Here is a 17,098-nt window from a genome sequence, read left to right on the forward strand (position 1 = left end):
GGTCCGCGCGCTTCACGGGCGCGCACCGCGTTCGACGGAGTAGTTTGGCGATGGCACCTCTCAGCGACGAGGAAGTGAAGCAGGCACATGGTTTCACACCAAAACGATGTCGGCACAGCCAAATTGGAAAAGGTCGTCATTCGGTTCGCCGGGGACTCCGGCGACGGAATGCAGCTGACCGGCGATCGCTTCACGCACGAGGCCGCCGCCTTCGGCAACGACCTGGCCACCCAGCCCAACTTCCCCGCCGAGATCCGCGCACCCCAGGGCACGCTGCCCGGCGTCTCGTCGTTCCAGATCCAGATCGCCGACTACGACATCCTCACCGCGGGTGACCAGCCCGACGTGCTGGTCGCGATGAACCCCGCCGCGCTCAAGGCGAACCTGGAGGACCTTCCGCGCGGCGCCACCGTCATCGTCAACACCGACGAGTTCACCAAGCGGGCGCTCGCCAAGGTGGGTTACGCCGCCGATCCGCTGGCCGACGAGACGCTGTCGGACTTCGTGGTCCACCGCGTCCCGATGACCTCGCTCACCCTCGGCGCCACCGAGTCCACCGGGGTCGGCAAGAAGGACGCCCAGCGCGCGAAGAACATGTTCGCCCTCGGTCTGCTGTCCTGGATGTACGGGCGCCCGATCGGCGGCACCGAGCAGTTCATGCGGGAGAAGTTCGCGACCAAGCCCGACATCGCCGAAGCCAACATCCTGGCCTTCCGCGCGGGCTGGAACTACGGCGAGACCACCGAGAGCTTCGCCACCACCTATGAGATCGCTCCCGCCAAGCTCCCCCCTGGCACCTATCGCCAGATCACCGGCAACACCGCGCTCGCCTACGGCCTGATCACCGCGGGTCAGCTCGCCGGGCTGCCGGTCTTCCTCGGCACCTACCCCATCACGCCGGCCTCGGACATCCTGCACGAGCTGAGCAAGCACAAGAATTTCGGCGTCACCACCTTCCAGGCCGAGGACGAGATCGCGGGCATCGGCGCTGCGCTGGGCGCGGCGCTCGGCGGCTCGCTCGGCGTCACCAGCACCTCCGGCCCAGGGCTCGCGCTCAAGAGCGAGACCATCGGCCTCGCCGTGATGACAGAGCTGCCGTTGGTGGTGATCGATGTGCAGCGCGGCGGCCCGTCGACCGGACTGCCGACCAAGACCGAGCAGGCCGACCTGTTGCAGGCGCTGTACGGCCGCAACGGCGAGTCACCGGTGGCGGTGCTCGCGCCGCGCTCCCCCGCCGACTGCTTCGCCACCGCGGTCGAGGCCGCGCGGATCGCCCTCACCTACCGCACTCCGGTGCTGCTGCTGTCCGACGGCGCGATCGCGAACGGGTCCGAGCCGTGGTCCATCCCGCGGGTGGCCGAGCTCGACCCCATCGATCCGGCGTTCGAGCCGGAAGGCGACGACAGCGACCCGTTCCAGCCGTACGCACGCGACCCCGACACGCTCGCTCGCCCGCTCGCCGTCCCCGGCACGAAGGGCCGCGCGCACCGCATCGGCGGTCTGGAGAAGGCGGACGGCAGCGGCAACATCTCCTACGACCCGGCCAACCACGAACTCATGGTCCGTCTGCGCCAAGCCAAGATCGACGGCATCGAGGTGCCCGATCTCGTGGTGGACGATCCGGACGGCACCGCCGAGCTGCTGCTGATCGGCTGGGGCAGTTCCTACGGCCCGATCGGCGAGGCGTGCCGTCGCGCGCGGCGGCGCGGTGTGCCGGTCGCCCAAGCGCATCTACGGCATCTGAATCCGTTGCCCGCCAACCTCGGTGACGTGCTGCGCCGCTATCGCGTCGTGGTCGCGCCGGAGATGAACGGCGGCCAGCTGGCCACGCTGCTGCGAGCGAAGTACCTGGTCGACGTGCGGCCGTGGACGAAGATCGCGGGCACCGCGTTCTCCGCCCAGGAACTCGTCGGGGTCATCGACGCGGCGCTGGACGGGTCGATCGAGGAGCTGGAGCAGAACAAGGTCTTCGCCGCGAAGGCGGGGGCCACATATCGAACGCTGCCGGACGAAGTCCGTCCACAGCCCTGTGCCGGGCCGAGCGCAGGCGAGGCAGCCACATACCGGATGGCTGGGGGTAACGCATGACCATCGTGGAAACCTCACTGGTCGGCACCGACCTGGGACTGACCGGAGTGTCCGGGGTGCCGTCGGCGGACGGACCGCAGAAGGTGAAGGACTTCACCTCCGACCAGGAAGTGCGCTGGTGCCCCGGCTGCGGCGACTATGTGATCCTGGCGACGGTGCGCGGCTTCCTCGCCGAACTCGGATTGCGCCGCGAGAATCTGATGTTCGTGTCCGGGATCGGGTGCTCGAGCCGCTTCCCGTACTACTTGGAGGCCTACGGCCTGCACTCCATCCACGGTCGTGCGCCCGCGATCGCGACCGGCTTGGCGGTCAGCAGGCCCGACCTGTCGGTGTGGGTGGTGACCGGCGACGGCGACGCGCTGTCCATCGGCGGCAACCACCTCATCCACGCGCTGCGCCGCAACGTGAACATGACCATCCTGCTGTTCAACAACCGCATCTACGGCTTGACCAAGGGCCAGTACTCCCCCACCTCGGAGCAGGGCAAGATCACCAAGTCCACCCCGATGGGCTCGGTGGACCACCCGTTCAACACCCTGTCGGTGGCGCTGGGCGCGGAAGCCACCTTCGCCGCACGCGCCCTGGACTCCGATCGCGCGGGACTCACCGAAGTGCTGCGCGCCGCCGCCGAGCACCGCGGCACGTCGTTCGTGGAGATCCTCCAGGACTGCCCGATCTTCAACGACGGCTCGTTCGACGTGCTGCGCCGGGACAACGCCGCGGACCATCTCATCCCGCTGCGGCACGGCGAGCCGATCCGCTTCGGCGCCGAGGGCGAATTCGCCGTCGTGCGCCGTGGTTTCGGGCTCGCGGTGGCACGCGCCGACAGCGTGGCGGAGGCCGACATCGTGGTGCACGACGCCTACGCCGACGACCCGGAGTACGCCTACGCGCTGTCGCGGCTGTCCGATCAAGGACTCGAGCACGTCGTCACGGGCATCTTCCGCAGCGTCAGCCGTCCGACCTACGACGACGCGGTGCGCTACCAGACCGAAACGGCGCGGGAACGGAAACCGGTCGGTCCGGACTCGCTGCAGTCGCTGCTCACCGGACCGGAGACCTGGACGGTCGGATAGCCCGCCGCGCCTAGCCGGCCCCGGGGGACCGGTCAGGCGCGCTTGGCGAAACCGAGGTCGATGACGGCGTCGCGCTCCTGCTCCAACTCGGCGACCGAGGCGTCGATCCGGGCGCGCGCCTGCGCATCGATCGTCAGCTCGGGCACGATGGTGTACTCGCCGTTCGCGCAGGTGACCGGGAACGAGCTGATCAGCCCTTCGGGTACGCCGTAGGAGCCGTCCGACGGCACGGCCATGGACACCCAGTCGCCGTCCCTGGTGCCGTGCACCCAGTCGTGGATGTGATCGATCGCGGCGCTGGCCGCACTCGCCGCCGAGGACGCGCCGCGGGCCTGGATGATGGCGGTGCCGCGCTGCTGCACGGTGGGCACGAACTCCTCGGTCAGCCACGCCGGATCACCGATCAGGTCGAGGGCGGGACGTCCCGCGATGGTGGCGTGCGCGATGTCGGGGTACTGCGTCGCCGAGTGATTGCCCCAGATCGCGACCCGCGCGATGTCGGCGGCGGGCGCACCGGTCCGCTTGGCCAGTTGCGCGATGGCGCGATTGTGGTCCAGCCGCGTCATGGCGGTGAAACGCTCGGCGGGCACGTCCGGTGCGTTGCTCATGGCGATGAAGGCGTTGGTGTTGGCCGGATTGCCGATCACGAGCACCTTCACGTCGTCGGCGGCGCTGGCGTTGATCGCGGCGCCCTGCTCGGTGAAGATCGCGCCGTTCGCGGCCAGCAGGTCCGCCCGTTCCATCCCCGCGGTGCGCGGCCGCGCGCCGACCAGCAAGGCGACATCGGCGCCCGCGAAACCGATCCACGGATCGTCGCTGATGTCGATGGACTCCAGCAACCCGAACGCGCCGTCTTCCAGTTCCATCGCCACGCCCTCCAGCGACGCCACCGCGGCGGGGACTTCCAGCAACCGCAGACGCACGCGCGTGTCCTGGCCGAGCATCGCGCCGGACGCGATCCGGAACAGCATGCCGTAGGCGATCTGGCCCGCCGCTCCGGTCACGGTGACGGTCACGGTCCCAGCGGCGGTGCTCACGACGAACTCCTTGCGGTCGGCGGACTTCTGCTGCCCACCCTAACCACTTTCACCGCCGCCGAACGCCCACGGTGAGCTACGCGACAGTGACGCGCGCGGTCGCGCAGGACGCCCGCCCGGTCAGCCGAGCGTGGCGACCTCGCTGTCGGTGAGCACGATCGGCGAAACCGCGTCCTTTGCGCGCGCCAGTCGCACGGCGCGATACAGCGGCCGTTCCTCCAGCCCGGCGTCACGCGCCTCGGCCCGCAATTGCTGCACCAGCAGCTCCGAAACCGCTACCGCCGCGGCCAATTGACTGGCGGCGAGCGCGTCCGCGAGCTTGCGCAAGCCGAGCAGATGCATTTCGCGGCCGCTTCCCGCGTCGGTGTACATGGCCAGCGGAACCACCTGCGACACCTCCCCCGCCGTGACCCGCAGCGCGATCCGGCTCAATCGGGCCGGGAACACGAGGACTTCGACCCCGGTGGCCGCCGACATCTCCACCCGCCGTTCACCGAACAGCCTGCGGGCGTGGATCATCGTGCCGGTCACCCACATTCGCCGCCGGCGCAGCGCGACGGCGTACAGGACGGTCGGCGCGCCGACGACGACGCCGACGGCGGCCGCGATCGGCCAGCTCACCACGGTCGCGGCCAGCAATGCCGCGCCCAGCCCGATGCCCGACGCGGCCAGCGCGAGGCGGCGCAACATCGGCGCGTACAACTCGGGCGCGACCAGATCGAGGCCCACCGGCGCGATCGCCTGCTGGTCATCAGAATTCGTGGACACTGCTCCGCCCTCTCGCGACTCCGGCGGCGGTGGGGCGCGCGCCGGTCACGCTACCGCTCCCGCCGCCCGGCCGGCCACGGGTTCGACGCACAGTACCGTGCGGGCGGCGGTGGCGCCGCGAAACCCGACGCGCACCACGCGCACCCGTCACCGCGCTACCCGGCCAGCGACTCCCGGATCACGCCGACCACCTCGGGCAGCGGAATCTGCCGTTGGTCACCGGTCGCCATGTCCTTGAGCCCGACGGTGTTCTCCGCGAGATCACGATCGCCGAGCACCAGGGTGAATTTCGCCCCGGAGCGGTCGGCGGCCTTCATCGCGCCCTTCACGCCGCGCCCGCCGTAGGCCAGATCGACCCGGACGCCCGCCGCGCGCAACTGGGCGGCCACCACCACCAGCCGTTGCTTGGCCGCGTCGCCCAGGGGCACGCCGAACACCTCGCAGCGTGCCGGGTTGCCGGCCGACTTGCCCTCGGCCGTCAGCGCCAGCATGGTCCGGTCGACGCCGAGGCCGAATCCGATACCCGACAGCGGCTGCCCGCCGAGCTCGGCCATGAGCCCGTCGTAGCGGCCACCGCCGCCGATGCCGGACTGCGCTCCGAGACCGTCGTGCACGAACTCGAACGTGGTCTTGGTGTAGTAGTCCAGGCCGCGCACCATGCGTGGGTTCACCACGTACGGCACACCCAGCGCTTCCAGATGGCCGAGCACCTGCTCGAAGTGCGCCTTGGCCGACTCCGACAGGTGATCGATCATCAGCGGCGCGTTCGCGGTCATCTCCCGCACCTCTGGCCGCTTGTCGTCCAGCACGCGCAGCGGGTTCAGCTGGGCCCGCCGCTTCGTCTCCTCGTCCAGCGGCAGCCCCAACAGGAAATCCTGCAGCAGTTCGCGGTACTGCGGGCGGCAGGTCTCGTCACCGAGCGAGGTGACCTCGAGCCGGAACCCGTCCAGCCCGAGACCACGGAACCCGGCGTCGGCGATGGCGATGACCTCCGCGTCCAGCGCCGGATCGTCGACGCCGATCGCCTCGATGCCCACCTGCTGCAACTGCCGGTACCGGCCCGCTTGCGGCCGCTCGTAGCGGAAGAACGGACCGGCGTAACACACCTTCACCGGGAGCTGGCCACGGTCGAGACCGTGTTCGATCACCGCGCGCATCACGCCCGCGGTGCCCTCGGGACGCAGCGTGACGCTGCGGTCGCCGCGGTCGGGGAAGGTGTACATCTCCTTGGTGACCACGTCGGTGGACTCGCCGACACCGCGGGCGAACAGGCCCGTGTCCTCGAAGACCGGCAGCTCGATATGCCCGTACCCGGCCAGTCGTGCGGCGCGGAGCAGGCCGTCGCGCACCGCGACGAACTCGGCCGAGCCGGGTGGCACGTAGTCCGGTATCCCCTTCGGGGCGGAAAAGCTGCTGGTCTTGGTCACGATGCTCCAGTTTCCACCACTACGGCCCCGCAAGTCCAACCGGTTGTCCGAACCGCCTCTCGAGGAAGGTTGCGGAACAGTCTCAGGGAGAAATGGCACACTCTTATCCCGATGTAACCGGATACGGGAGGAACGTGGTAGTGCCGAGCAACGAACAGCGACGAGCAGCGGCGAAACGCAAGCTGGAACGTCAGCTCGCCAACCGGGCCGAGCGGGCGCGCAAGCGCAAGCAACTCACCATCGCCGGATCGGTACTCGGTGTCGTCGTCGTGGTCGCCGCCGTGACCGGGGTGTACTTCCTGACCCGCGGTGACGACAGCAGCAGCTCCGATGCCGCCGACGCCTCGCTGTCCAGCACTCCCGTCGCGGCCGCGCCGCCCTCCGCGAAGGCCAAGCCCGCGACGGTCGACTGCACCTATCGCGACAGCGCCAAGCCCGCGGACAAGCCGGTCGGCAAGCCGAAGGCAGGCGGCATCCCCACCACCGGCGTCGACGCCAAGATCAGCGTCAGCGTGGAGACCAGCCAGGGGCCGATCGGGCTGACCCTGGACAACGCCGATTCGCCGTGCACGGTGAACAGCTTCGTCAGCCTGGCGGCGCAGAATTACTTCGACGGCACCAGCTGTCACCGCATGACCGCGGGCGAGGGCCTGAAGGTCTTGCAGTGCGGCGACCCGACGGGTACCGGAATGGGCGGGCCGGGTTACGAGTTCGACAACGAATACCCGACCGATCAGTACGCTCCGAACGATCCCGCGGCGACCTCGGAACCGATCGCCTACAAACGTGGCGTGCTGGCTATGGCCAACGCGGGACCTGGCACCAACGGCAGCCAGTTCTTCATCGTGTACGCCGATTCCCAGCTTCCGCCGCAGTACACGATCTTCGGCACCGTGGACGACAACAGCCTCGGCACGCTCGACAAGATCGCCGCGCTGGGCCAGGACGACTCCAACGGCCCCGGCGACGGCAAGCCCAAGCAGCCGGTCACGATCCAGTCGGTGCGGATCGACCGCTGAGCACGCACCCGTCGGGCCCGCCGCCGTGCTCCGGCAGCGGGCCCGAGTGGTATCCGGCCTCGGCCGGAGCGAGGAAGTCGAGCCATTCTTCGGTTAGGATGCCCTCAGCTCGAAGATCGTCCGGCGCGCCCGAAGACACGCCGGAAATGTGCGATATATGCCGCTGAAGCGGCGCACTCGTTCGTTTGTGCCGACCTTTGTCAGGTAACCTCGAAACAAGAAGTTCTTGCAGCGTAGCGCGGCCTCGGCCGGGCTATCCCCGGGCAGGAAGTGCCACGCCACAAGTTCTTCGGGTGTCCACGTTTGCAGGCGGGACCCGCTGCACGGGACTACAGTTCGCGTGGCGGCGTCCGTAACGAAGCACCACAATCATCCATAGTGATCACTGCAGCATCGGGGAGCAGCCATGTCCGAGGAACTGGACGACATCGGCCGGGAAACCGCGGCCATGATGAGGACAATGTTGCAGCTTGCGACGCTCGTCGCCTTGCGGACCCGCGAGCGTGGCCAGAAGGAAGCCGAAGCGCGCGTCAAGCTCACCGAGGCCAGGATCAAAGAGGCCAAGGAACTGCAGCTCCGGGAGGCACGCGACGCGAAGGCCAAGGATCCGCGCAACGCCGAGCTGGCCCGGCTGATCGAGAAGCCCATCCCGGAAAAGGGTGTGTCACTGGAGAAGGACCGCTTCTCCGCGCAAGCGGAGGCATCCCGGATGGCGGCCACCGCCGCGGGCAAGCCGGCTATGCGGTACGACTCGCCAGAACGTCGCATGGCGATCGCGGCCCATCTCGCCAAAATGGGTGTCGCGCCGGAGCTCGCCGCGGTACGGATGCTGATCGAAGTGGGACAGGCACAGCCGCCCGGTGAAGCCGTGCGCACCCGGCCGGGCGAGGCCCCCACGGTCACCAGGGCGGGACGGGAACAGGAATCTCGCGGTCTGGAACGAAGTCGATAGCCGGAAGACGAACGAGTGCCCGCTGGATGTTCCAGCGGGCACTCGGCTTTTCGGACCTTCTTCGGCGAGAGTCGCCGTTACGGCGGGAAGTTGCCCATCGTCGGATCACTGAACATGCCGTTCTGCGGCGCTTTCGTCGGCAGCGGGCTGAGCATGTCCTTGTGACCGTTGCGCACACTGCAGTACTTGAACGGCCCCTTGGGATCGAACAGTTTCGCCATATGCGGATCGGCATGATCCAGGAACCAGACGCTCAGTCCGGTCGCCCCGTCCAGGCGGTAGTGCTCCCAGGCGCGCCAGAGCGCGTCCAGCCGGGCGATCGCCTCCGCGTGTTGCCACCACTCCGGGCACCACACGGTGTCACTGAGATCGGTGACCTGCCGACGGTAGATCACGCTGAGATAGTTCTCGACGAAATCGACTACGTTCGCGTACTGCATGTTCTGCTGCTGTTCGTTCACAGCGGCCGGACCTCCTCGACTTGACCGTACTCCGGCGGTGGCGTCGACTTGCTCAGCGACGGCGAGCCGATGACGTCCGCGATCTGCGTCTTCTTCTGCGGATCATGGTGCGAGATGGACTGTTTCACGTCCGCAGCGTACTCACCCTCCCACCACGGCACAGTGCGGATGAGCACCGGTGGCGCACCGGAGGGGAACAGGATGGCCCGTCCGCGCGGCAGCGTCGCCAAGCCGTTGACCGAAAACGTCTTGGACGAACTCAGTGAGCGCGAGTAGCTCTTGCCGCCCTTGGATTCCGACACCGACTGCGAGATCGCGTCGTACTCGCCGAGCACGTCCGAACGCTCTTGCAGGAATTTCGTGTCGTCCACGCCGCTGCCGAGCACTTTGATGTTCGCCGCCGACCACAGCGCGTTCATACCGCTCTCGCCCCAGCAGCGGACGCCCTGCGCCCAGGACTGCAGCACGGTCATCACCACGATGCCCCGCGAACCGAAGTGGCTGTACTGCTTGGGCAGATCCTTCCAGCGCACCACGTTGGCCGCCTCGTCCAGCACCGCGAGCAGCGGGATCGCCAGGCGCCCACCGGCCGACTGCGACGCCTTGCGCATCGCCACGTCGATCACCGCCTCGGTGAGCGCGCTCACCAGCGGCGCGGCCGAACCGCGGCCCTCCAGCGACAGACTGTAGAGCGTTCCGTTGTTCTCCAGGAACTCCAGCTCGTCGAATTCCCTGCGGTCGCCGCCACGGGAGATCCACGGGTGCACGTTCGACAGTTTCAGGCAGCGGATCATCTTCTTCGCCGTGCCGAAGATGCCGCTGCGCGTGCGCGGATCGGTGTTGTACTGCGAGGACAGACCCGAGGCCGTGTAGTGATGACGGGCGGCGCGCAGCAGCTCGATCGGCTCGGTGTCCTGCGGATTGGTCACCCACTCCCACACCTGCACGATCGGCCTGCTGCCGTTGCGGTCGCCGACGGCGGCGGCGAGGAACAATCCGGCCAGCAGGTCCTCGGCCTCGGGATCGAAGAACGCGTCGGTCTTGGTGTCGCGGCCGTCGTCACCGTCGGCGAAGTGCCCCGCCAGCCGCGCCGCGCGCATCTCACAGCCTTCGCGCTTGGCGTCCACCCAGGACAGCGGATCCCAGAACCAGGTCGGCTCCTCACCGGCGACGCCCTGCGGATCGAAGACGAAGGTGGGGCTGCCCTTGGCCTCGCGCACGTCCCGGGTCGCGTCGACCACGTCGCGCTTGTTCGAGGTCGCCAGCACCGGACCGATCGCGGTGAGGATCGCCGGGATCACTCGCGAAGTCGACTTGCCCTGGCGCGGCCCCCAGATGTCCAGATGCAGGTCCTCATACGAGCCGTAGAGCATCACCCCGTCGGCCACACCGACGCCGATCGGCACGCCCGGAGCGTCGTTGTAGCCGAGCCTCACCCCCAGCTGCTGGGCCTTCTCCCGGACACCCGCCTCGGTGAGCATCGAGATCGCGCCGCCGTTGCCCATCACGTCGGCCTTGTCGTCCACCGGCAGCCTGCCTTTGGACCTGCGCTTCTCCAACTCCTTGCGGATCACCAGATACGCGACGACGCTGAGGATCACCAACAGGACGATCGCCGTGGCCGCGGCGGGCCAGCGCAGCCTGCCCCGGGCCAGATCCGCCAGGATGGCGATCGGGTTGAAGGGCACCTTCTGCGGGCTGCCCTCCAGCATGTTGCCCAGATGCAAGGCCAGCCAGAGGGTTCCGAAGATCGCGAAGCCGGCGTAGGTCAGTAGCAGGCTGACATCGGGTCCGGGGATGGCCGGATCCGTCACCTTTTTCTTCTTCGCCATGTGTCCCTCCTGGGTCGGCCGTCCGGTGCGGAAAGCGGGTGGTCAGCGGAATGCGTCGAGCCGCCAGCCGTCGGGTGTGCGCACGACGGTGGCGATCACCGTCGCGGGCGGCAGCGGCTCCTTGCGTCCGTTCGGATAGACGACGGTCTGCTCGATCCCGATCTTGAACTGCTGAATGTTCGGGTCGCTCAGGGCCGGCGCCTTCTCCCCGGACGCGAACGTGAACGCCTCCACGTGCGCCCCTTCCCTCGCCCAATCCGCCCATTGCAGCGTCGACTTCGGCGTCTCCACCGCGGTAGGCGTCGCATCAAGCATACGAATCAGGCTGGGACCGAGAAACTTCCGCGCCCGGCCGAGGGACGCGCCCTGGGCCTCGGTGGCGGGCTGCCAGCTGTAGATCTCCCGCAATGCCGCCACCGCGACGCCGTCCGGCGTGACCGGATCGGGGGCCGGCACGCCCTCCAGCAACCGGGGTGTGGACGTAGCGGGGTGCGCCGCATCGGATCCCGGGTCCGCGCGGTCGGTCCGGCCACAGGCCGCGCCCAGCACCGCGACGCTCACCACCAGCATCACCACCAGTTTCGCGCGTGCATTCGCTCTGTCCATCCAGGCTAGCCGCACACCGGGGCGTCGCGGCAGTACCGCCATCGTGTGTTCGCGCGCGTCGACGCTCACAGCACCCTCCTCGCCCGTCCGTCTCCCGGCACCGCGACTTCCGAAACACCACCGCCGGATCGGACGTCGGCGCCGGGCACCGACTGGATCATCCGCCCGTTGCCCGCGTAGACGCCGACCTGCGCGGGTCCGCGCGGACCGAAGGAGCTGAACACCAGATCCCCCGGTTGCGCCTTGGCGATGGGCACTTCCGCGCCCGCCTCCCACTGCTGTTCGGCCGTGCGCGGCAACGTCACCGTGCCGGAGGACGCCGCGAACACGGCCGCCGCGGTCAGGCCGGGTCCATCCAGTCCTCCGCCGCTCGGTCCCTGCGGCCCGCCGCCGCCCCAGACGTAGGGCGTGCCGAGCCACTCGTGCGCTGCCTGGACGATCTGGTCACCGGGCGAACCCTCCCCGGGGGTGAACCGGCCGAGCGAACCCGGCGCTCGGTACTGCGCTTCCATCGTCAGGATGTTGCGCACGTACGGCTGCGTCTCGGCGTAGTGCGCCGCGAGCTGGTTCGGCATGCCGCCCGAGGCCAGCACCGCGCCCTCGCCCGCGTTGTACGCCGCCAGCGTCAGCGCGACGATATCGCCCTGCACCCTGCCCTCGGCCTGCCACCGCTGGATCTGGTGCGCGATCGCGCACATGTAGCGCCCTTGACCGATGATCGCGTCTCCGTCGTCCCATACGCTGGCGACACCGTTACCGTCGGCGTCGATCACATAGGGCTGACCGTCGTCGGGATTGACGCTCACCGCGGTGGTGGGCAGGAACTGGGCCAGGCCCTGCGCGCCGGCGGGTGAGGTCGCGCCGCGCCGGAAACCGGACTCCTGCCTGCCCTGCGCGGCCAGCAGCGAGGGTGTGATCTGCGGGCAGATCGAACCCGCTCGGCGATACCAGATCTCCAGCTCCTGCGGCACCTTGCCCGCGGCGAGCGCGCCACCGGCGGTGCCGAAGCCGAGACTGCAGCGGGGATCGCTGGAATAGGCGCGCGCACCGCCGACATCGGGGGTCGGCGCACCGTCCAGCCAGGGCAGCGGGTCGATCTGCCGTCCGCCCGTGAACCGGCCGCCGGGGACGATCTCGAAATGCAGATGCGGGCCGCTGGATTCACCCGCCGACCCCACCGCGCCGATGTGCTGCCCCGCGGTCACCGTGTCGCCCGCGCGGACCAGGACGCCCGAATCCCACATGTGGCCGTACACCGCCGAGTACGACCGGCCGTTGGTGTCCACCGAGTCGACCACGATCCAGTTGCCGAATCCGGACGCCGGACCGGCGGCGACGACACGGCCGTCGGAGACCGAGAAGATGGGGGTGCCGTCCGGGGCGGCCAGGTCGACTCCCTTGTGCGCGCCACCACGCGAGCCGAACGTGTCCGACACGGTGAAGGTTCCGGTGGCCATCGGCAGCGTGCGGCGCAGGGGGCCCGCTCCCGCGGCGAGCGATGGCGTCGCGGTCGCGGCCGGATTGGTCCGGCTCGCGCCGGGAGCGGTGGTCGCGGCGGCGCGCCGATCCCCCGGCGGGTAGCCGCCAAGGGGCGGCAGCGCCGACTGCGAGCCGAGCACGGAGCCGCCCTCACAGGCGTCGTCCACGGCGGGCATGACGATGACCAGCACGATGGTCATCAGGCCGAGCACCGCGCCGAGCGCCGTCCACAACGCCGTCTTGCCGCTCACCGCCGCACTCCGGCATCCTGCCGCGCGCGAGCGGGGTTCACGTGCGGCGCCGAGTCTCGTTGAGGGTGTCGGCCAGCGTGCGGTTCATCTCGGCGGCGGCCGCCAACTGCTGTTGCAGCAGCGCGACCTTGCGCCGCAGCGCGGTCGCGTCCATCCGCTCCAAGCTGGGGCCTTCGGCCGCGCGCACCCAATTGCGCACCGAGTTCGTGTGCACACCGATCTGTTCGGCGACCACCCGGCAGGCCTCCGATTCACTGCGCAGTTTGCCGGTCAGCGCGATGACCTGCTCCACCGCCGCTTGGCGCACCTCCGGCGAAACGCGTCGATAGGACCGGTGCGGCATCATGCTGCGCTCCCGGGTGAATCCGTCCCTCGGGAGATCGATTCGGTGAACTCGCTGAACCGCTGGTTGGTGTCGTGGATCCCGCTTTCCTTCTCCGACAGCGTGAATTCCATGTGGAACGGGATGCCGGGACGGCGATCCTCGCCGATCTTCAACAGGAACTTGCCGGTGCCGGGCGGAGACGGCCGCTGCTGTCCCGGTTTGAGCGCCTCACCGGTCAGCGCTTGCGGCGCGGACCATCCGGTCACCATCTCCTCCTCGGCCGAGGTGAACGGCACCGTGCTGTCCAGCCGTTTGATCTCCTCGGCCGGGAGCGCGCCGAAGATCTTGGCGCGCGCCCGCTCGAGGAAGCCGAGCGCCTTCGCGATGGCGGCTTCCGAACCGAGCGCCTGCAGGTCCTTGATGGTGTGGCTGATCATGATCAGCGCGGTGGCGATGCCGCGCTGCAATCGGGTGAGCTCGTCGACGCGGTCGACCATGAAGTCACCGAGGCCGAGCACCTGCCACAGCTCGTCCATCACCACTTGGAAATAGCGCTGCGGGCCGAGTTTCGCGTCGGCGAGCACGTGCGCGGCCTCCACCGAGGCAAACCCGTCGGCCCAGCAGGCCAGCATGACCGCGGCCTTGAGCTTCTTGTCGCCGGTCGGGATGTGCGAGACATCCATGCACACCGCGACCGCGCTGGTGTCGATCGGCACGGTGGTCTGCCCGTTGAAGACCGCGCCGAACGGTCCCTGGGTGAGCGCGCGGAGCGAGCGGCGCAGACCCTTGATCGCCTCCTGGTACTCCGCGACATCGTCGGCGCCCGCGTCGAGCATCAATTCCTCGCCGCCGCCGACGATCACCTCGAGCAGGTTCTCCATGATCGGCGGCTGGTCGGGCGTGTACCCGCTGCCCGGCCGGTACAGGATGCGCAGCGCGGTGGAGATCAGCGTCTCCTCGTAGTCGCGGACCCGGTCGCCGCGTACCAGCTCCACCAGGCCCGCGATCAACGTCACCTGCCTGGCTCGCAGGTCCTGCAGCACCTGCAGTTGCAGCGCGGGGAATTCCTCCAGCCGCGGGACGACCGCGCCGAGCACGCCCGCCGCGAGCGGGTTGAGCTTGCCGTGCCCGTAACCCAGATCGATCACCTGACCGCCGACGAGCTCGACCATCTTCCGGTAGTCCGGCTTGACGTCGGCGAGGATCAACGGCGTGATCCCCTGCGCGATGCCGCCGAGCACGATCCGGCGGACCAGCGAGGACTTGCCGAAGCCGTTGAGGCCGAGCACGAAAAGGCTGGGCGCGGTGATGAAGCTGCCGCGCATGAACCAGTTCATCGGGTCGAAGCAGACCGGCGCGCCGGTGTGCAGATGCGATCCGAGCGGCGTGCCGATCAGCGGAGCGCCCGCGCCGACCGACCAGGGCCACAGACCGGCGACCTGGGCCGTGGTGGCGCGGTACTCGACCGGGCGGCCGACCACGTTCATCCGGCCGCCGCCGGGGCCCGCGTAGCCGCGGTCGGTGAGTTGCGCGGTGCTGCGGTCGAATCCGTCCTCGATCGTCTGCTCCGCGCGGGCCGCGTAGTTGCGGCGGCGGATGTCGTCGGTACGGACCCGGAACTGCGCCCATGCCGCCCGCAGGCCGTTGCCCTCGCGGGCGATCATCTCCAGCTTGGCCCGGGTGGCGTCGTCGAGCAGCGGCGGCCCGGACTGCTTGCGCCGATCGGCTTTCGCCTTCGCGCGGCGGGCCGCCTTGTCCGTGTACGGGCTGCCCATGGCGCGGTCGGCCGTGTAGTCGACCTTCGCCGGTCGTGCCATGCGGCCGTTCCTGGCGCCGTTGCGCTCCGGCCGCGCCGCGCCGCGCTCGGGCGCCGCGTCCCGGGAGGTGCGCGAGTTCCGCTCGGCGCGAGGACGTTCGGCGTGACCGCGCTCGGCGCGCACGCCGTCGGACCGGCCCGCACCCGGTCGTGCGCGCCGTTCGCCCGCTCGCCGGTGGTCGGCCGTGTCGACGCCGAACCGGTCCTCGCCGCTCACTCGCGCCGAGTCCCGTGCGGGGCGGCGCCGCTCCGGCCGCTGTCCCCACTCGTCCCGTCCGGATTGCTCGAGTCGCCTGCGGCGTGCGTCCTCGTCCCGTTCTCGTACGGGTGGCTCGTAGTCCCGTGCCATGAATCGCTCACCCCGCCAGTGCCTTCGGAATTGTCGCGTGTTCCGGCAGGATCACCCCGCAACCGAGCGAGGCCGCGAAGGCCGCCGCCTGGTAGCGGTAGCACCGCCGAATCTTCAGGCGCGCCTGGGTCGACAGGTCGCGCGTGATGGCTTCGATACGCGGCAGGTCACCGCGCAAGGGCTCGGTGATGGTCACCAGCGCCCCGAAGCGGGTCACACCGTGACCCCTGGCCTGCTCTTCGCGGGCCTGCTGAGTCGCGCCGACCCGCAGCGTCGCCGCCGCGGACACGACTCCGCGTTCGCTCTGTTGGGCCACCAACGCGTTCTTGAAATCGTCGTCGACGATCTCGGCGGCGTCGGCGGCTGAATGCGGACGGTACACGATCGCGATACGTTTGCGCGGCACTTCGGGATTCGGCGCGAGCAGCCGCTGCAGCACCCGCTCGTCCACCGCGCCCTCCGGCGCGGCGTCCATCTCCCAGGTGACCGACCGGCCACCGTCGTGCACCAGGTGATCCCACTTCTCGTCGTGCGAGACCGGACCCGCGTCCGCCCAGTCCAGGCCGTGCCCATCGGGTTCGCCCGCGGCCACCTCGAGATCGGCCTGGGAGGCGGGATCGTAGCTGCGGCGGATGAACGAGATCACCTCGTCCGCCGACATCGGCTGGGCGCGCACACCGGCTTCGGCCAGCGCGGCGCAGATGCCGGGCAGGCGGCGGCCGATCTCCACGGCTTCTTCGGCCGGGTTCTTGCGGCGCTCGGCGGTGGTGGCCTTGAACGTGATCGCCACGCGCGGCAGCAATTGCACCCGCTCCTGCGGCAGCTCGGTGGCCAGCTCGTACATCACCTGCTGGGCCAGCTCCGGCGCCTCCGGCCTGGTGATCGTGGAAACCTCGGTGAGCAAACGGTTTCCGGTCTCCGGCACGGTGTCGATCACCGGAACCACGGCGACGATGTCGCTGGTCTGGCCGACCGAGGCGAGGAAGGTGCCCCACGCCGACACCCACCGGTCGATCACGGGCTGATCCACCGCCTCGTGACCTTGCGGCCACGCGCGCAGCACCACGGTGTACTGCGCGAACTGCGGCAGGTGGATCATGCCGAAGCTGTAGCCGCCCGCGTCGATGCCCTCGTACAACTTGGAGGGCGCGAGCAGGCCCGGCAAGCGGGTGACGCCGCCCGGGATCCGGGAGAAGCGGCCACCGCGGTACACGTGCTCGCCACGACTGCGCGAGCGCATCCAGTTGAACATCATCAATCCCGTCTCGTAGCCCGAACGACCTCCGGTCCGCCATACCAGCGGAACCATCACGACGACACCGGCGCCGCCGACGATCACGCCCCACTGGAAGCCGCCGACCATCGCGGTGATCAGCGCCGTGATCACGACCGCGAAGCCGAGCACGGTTTCCTCCCAGCGCAAGCCGAAAAGGCCCGCGCTGCGCGGCTTCTGCCAGAGTCCGTACGAGCGCCGCTCGTAGGTGTCGCTGATTGTCATCGCGGAATGGTGCTCCTCCCGAGGTCGGGTGAACGGTTCGTCCAGCGATCGCCCGCGACGTCACCCATGGCTTGGTCGGCCCGGCTGAGCCCGCCGCTCGCGGCGCGCGCCGCG

At 69.4% G+C, this 17,098-nt stretch carries 14 protein-coding genes; 4 read left to right on the forward strand and 10 right to left on the reverse strand.

All coding sequences use genetic code 11. The features are described from left to right. The first annotated feature begins 87 nt into the window (after positions 1-87). Both NB3_RS14090 and NB3_RS14095 read left to right on the forward strand, forming a co-directional pair. Positions 88-2,088, forward strand: coding sequence for a 2-oxoacid:acceptor oxidoreductase subunit alpha (locus tag NB3_RS14090; protein ID WP_244891896.1), 2,001 nt, complete (start codon positions 88-90; stop codon positions 2,086-2,088). Continuing rightward, the gene (locus NB3_RS14095) at positions 2,085-3,164 is read left to right on the forward strand and encodes a 2-oxoacid:ferredoxin oxidoreductase subunit beta (protein ID WP_067802213.1); all 1,080 of its coding nucleotides are present in this window, start codon (positions 2,085-2,087) and stop codon (positions 3,162-3,164) included. The genes NB3_RS14090 and NB3_RS14095 overlap by 4 nt, the downstream gene beginning before the upstream one ends. Positions 3,165-3,196: 32 nt before the next feature. Here NB3_RS14095 and NB3_RS14100 read toward each other — a convergent pair whose 3' ends face one another. The 3 genes from NB3_RS14100 to hisS form a co-directional block, all read right to left on the reverse strand. Continuing rightward, a complete protein-coding gene (locus NB3_RS14100) occupies positions 3,197-4,201 on the reverse strand; it encodes a malate dehydrogenase (protein ID WP_067802216.1) in 1,005 nt (334 codons plus the stop codon). Between the two features lie 120 nt (positions 4,202-4,321). After that, positions 4,322-4,969 carry a hypothetical protein gene (locus tag NB3_RS14105; protein ID WP_084486222.1) on the reverse strand — a complete coding sequence of 216 codons (648 nt, stop codon included), beginning with the start codon at positions 4,967-4,969 and terminating at the stop codon, positions 4,322-4,324. 155 nt (positions 4,970-5,124) lie between these two features. Continuing rightward, entirely contained in the window at positions 5,125-6,396 is a 1,272-nt protein-coding gene (gene hisS, locus NB3_RS14110) for a histidine--tRNA ligase (protein WP_067802219.1), read from the reverse strand. Between the two features lie 140 nt (positions 6,397-6,536). Between hisS and NB3_RS14115 the strand changes: the two genes are divergently transcribed. Next, positions 6,537-7,415: a peptidylprolyl isomerase gene (locus NB3_RS14115; RefSeq protein ID WP_067802221.1), complete on the forward strand. Its 879-nt coding sequence runs from the start codon at positions 6,537-6,539 to the stop codon at positions 7,413-7,415. Between the two features lie 406 nt (positions 7,416-7,821). Beyond that, positions 7,822-8,367: a hypothetical protein gene (locus tag NB3_RS14120; protein WP_067802225.1), complete on the forward strand. Its 546-nt coding sequence runs from the start codon at positions 7,822-7,824 to the stop codon at positions 8,365-8,367. Between the two features lie 77 nt (positions 8,368-8,444). On the opposite strand, the gene NB3_RS14125 is transcribed toward NB3_RS14120, so the two are convergent. The 7 genes from NB3_RS14125 to NB3_RS14155 are packed head-to-tail and all read right to left on the reverse strand — an operon-like array spanning position 8,445 to position 16,984. Beyond that, on the reverse strand, positions 8,445-8,828 hold the full coding sequence (locus NB3_RS14125; protein WP_244891897.1) for a DUF4913 domain-containing protein: 384 nt from the start codon (positions 8,826-8,828) through the stop codon (positions 8,445-8,447). Then, positions 8,825-10,660: a type IV secretory system conjugative DNA transfer family protein gene (locus tag NB3_RS14130; protein ID WP_067802228.1), complete on the reverse strand. Its 1,836-nt coding sequence runs from the start codon at positions 10,658-10,660 to the stop codon at positions 8,825-8,827. Before NB3_RS14130 ends, NB3_RS14125 begins: the two co-directional genes overlap by 4 nt. A gap of 42 nt (positions 10,661-10,702) precedes the next feature. Beyond that, on the reverse strand, positions 10,703-11,335 hold the full coding sequence (locus NB3_RS14135) for a hypothetical protein (RefSeq protein WP_244891898.1): 633 nt from the start codon (positions 11,333-11,335) through the stop codon (positions 10,703-10,705). Next, positions 11,332-12,996 (reverse strand): peptidoglycan DD-metalloendopeptidase family protein, encoded by a 1,665-nt coding sequence (locus NB3_RS14140; RefSeq protein WP_067802232.1) that lies wholly within the window; start codon positions 12,994-12,996, stop codon positions 11,332-11,334. Before NB3_RS14140 ends, NB3_RS14135 begins: the two co-directional genes overlap by 4 nt. A 37-nt stretch (positions 12,997-13,033) precedes the next feature. Further along, entirely contained in the window at positions 13,034-13,342 is a 309-nt protein-coding gene (locus NB3_RS14145) for a transposase (protein WP_067802237.1), read from the reverse strand. Continuing rightward, positions 13,339-15,486, reverse strand: a complete 2,148-nt coding sequence (locus tag NB3_RS14150) for a putative type IV secretion/conjugal transfer ATPase (RefSeq protein ID WP_084486223.1) — start codon at positions 15,484-15,486, stop codon at positions 13,339-13,341. Before NB3_RS14150 ends, NB3_RS14145 begins: the two co-directional genes overlap by 4 nt. 7 nt (positions 15,487-15,493) lie before the next feature. Then, on the reverse strand, positions 15,494-16,984 hold the full coding sequence (locus tag NB3_RS14155; protein WP_067802240.1) for an SCO6880 family protein: 1,491 nt from the start codon (positions 16,982-16,984) through the stop codon (positions 15,494-15,496). Positions 16,985-17,098 lie beyond the last annotated feature (114 nt).

Origin of the sequence: Nocardia beijingensis NBRC 16342 (assembly GCF_001612785.1) — a bacterium.
Taxonomy (GTDB): Bacteria; Actinomycetota; Actinomycetes; order Mycobacteriales; family Mycobacteriaceae; genus Nocardia; species Nocardia beijingensis.

Bases quoted from the DNA above. Each gene is read 5' to 3' on its own strand.
- NB3_RS14090 (WP_244891896.1), top strand. From the start codon at position 88: ATGGTTTCACACCAAAACGATGTCGGCACAGCCAAATTGGAAAAGGTC.
- NB3_RS14095 (WP_067802213.1), top strand. From the start codon at position 2,085: ATGACCATCGTGGAAACCTCACTGGTCGGCACCGACCTGGGACTGACC.
- NB3_RS14120 (WP_067802225.1), top strand. From the start codon at position 7,822: ATGTCCGAGGAACTGGACGACATCGGCCGGGAAACCGCGGCCATGATG.
- NB3_RS14130 (WP_067802228.1), bottom strand. From the start codon at position 10,660: ATGGCGAAGAAGAAAAAGGTGACGGATCCGGCCATCCCCGGACCCGAT.
- NB3_RS14145 (WP_067802237.1), bottom strand. From the start codon at position 13,342: ATGATGCCGCACCGGTCCTATCGACGCGTTTCGCCGGAGGTGCGCCAA.
- NB3_RS14150 (WP_084486223.1), bottom strand. From the start codon at position 15,486: ATGGCACGGGACTACGAGCCACCCGTACGAGAACGGGACGAGGACGCA.
- NB3_RS14155 (WP_067802240.1), bottom strand. From the start codon at position 16,984: ATGACAATCAGCGACACCTACGAGCGGCGCTCGTACGGACTCTGGCAG.